This is a genomic window from Sphingobacterium sp. LZ11T8, assembly GCF_024261425.1.
Taxonomy (GTDB): Bacteria; Bacteroidota; Bacteroidia; order Sphingobacteriales; family Sphingobacteriaceae; genus Sphingobacterium.
Map to the genome: position 1 here is coordinate 1 of NZ_JANBZY010000020.1, position 1,038 is coordinate 1,038.

A 1,038-nucleotide genomic window follows, 5' to 3' on the forward strand; every position below is an offset into this window, starting at 1 on the left:
CAAAAGGAAATACTTACAGTTGTATCTCAACGAGTTTATTTACAAATTAAACAGACGGTATTTTGGAGACAAACTCTTTGACAGACTAGTAATTGCGAATATAACAGGTGCATAAACGGATAATCAGAAAAATCTATATGAACATTATAATTTAAAACCATATGTCATAAGTTATATTGACACAATGTTATTTGCAGATAAACTTGGGATGCCTAAAAAAATAAAAGATTTAGCAGAGAGTTTGGACTTAGAAGTAACAAATCATCACGACCCAGAATTCGATGCAAAACTTTGTGCTTTAATATTTGGCGAATTGACTGACAAGTATCCAAGTTATCAAGAACTAATAAGAAAAATTGATGACCAGCCTAAAACAAATAATAATTATTTCAATCAACCAAGTGAAGATGTTTTAGAAGAAAATGAAGAGCATTTATCAAATTATCAAATAACTCAAAACGAACTTGAAAACATTGATTTAATAGGAAAAGGAATAGTTATTACGGGCAACTTTTCAATAGAAAGAGAAGAAATAAAAACTTTTCTAATGAAAATTGGTGGACAAATAAAATCAGGAATAACAGGTAAAGTAGATTTTGTTTTTGCAGGTGAAGATTGTGGTTGGTCAAAAATCCAAAAAATAAACGACTTAAACCAATCAAAAAAAGCAAACATTAGAATTTTAAACGAAGCTGACTTAAATTATCTTATCAAAAAATACGGCATATAACATCGCATTGGCAAAATGGCGGGTTAAGTGCCAAACTCAACTTTTGTGCATTTTATTCCGCCGAATGTGTTCCACATTCAGCTTTTTTTAATAATTTAGCTTCTGTGGAAACACATCGGCTACGTCACTGCTAAATTGAACTTTTTGTCCAATTTATCCGCCACTTCGCCAATGCGTTTCCCGTTAGTGGCAACAAAAACAAACGATAATTAGACAATAAATGAAAAATATTTTATTTGTAGTTTTTATTTCAATGATATTTTTATTTGTTTGCTGTAACACAACAACGAATAAAAACATAATTGAAA

At 30.1% G+C, this 1,038-nt stretch carries 1 protein-coding gene and 2 pseudogenes; all 3 read left to right on the plus strand.

From position 1 onward, the window contains the following. Nucleotides 1–115, plus strand: a pseudogene (locus tag NLF99_RS19610) (IS1595 family transposase); the annotation flags it as partial. A 69-nt stretch (nucleotides 116–184) separates the two neighbouring features. Then, nucleotides 185–730 carry a BRCT domain-containing protein gene (locus NLF99_RS19615; protein WP_005807148.1) on the plus strand — a complete coding sequence of 182 codons (546 nt, stop codon included), beginning with the start codon at nucleotides 185–187 and terminating at the stop codon, nucleotides 728–730. 220 nt (nucleotides 731–950) lie between these two features. After that, nucleotides 951–1,038, plus strand: a pseudogene (locus NLF99_RS19620) (class D beta-lactamase); the annotation flags it as partial.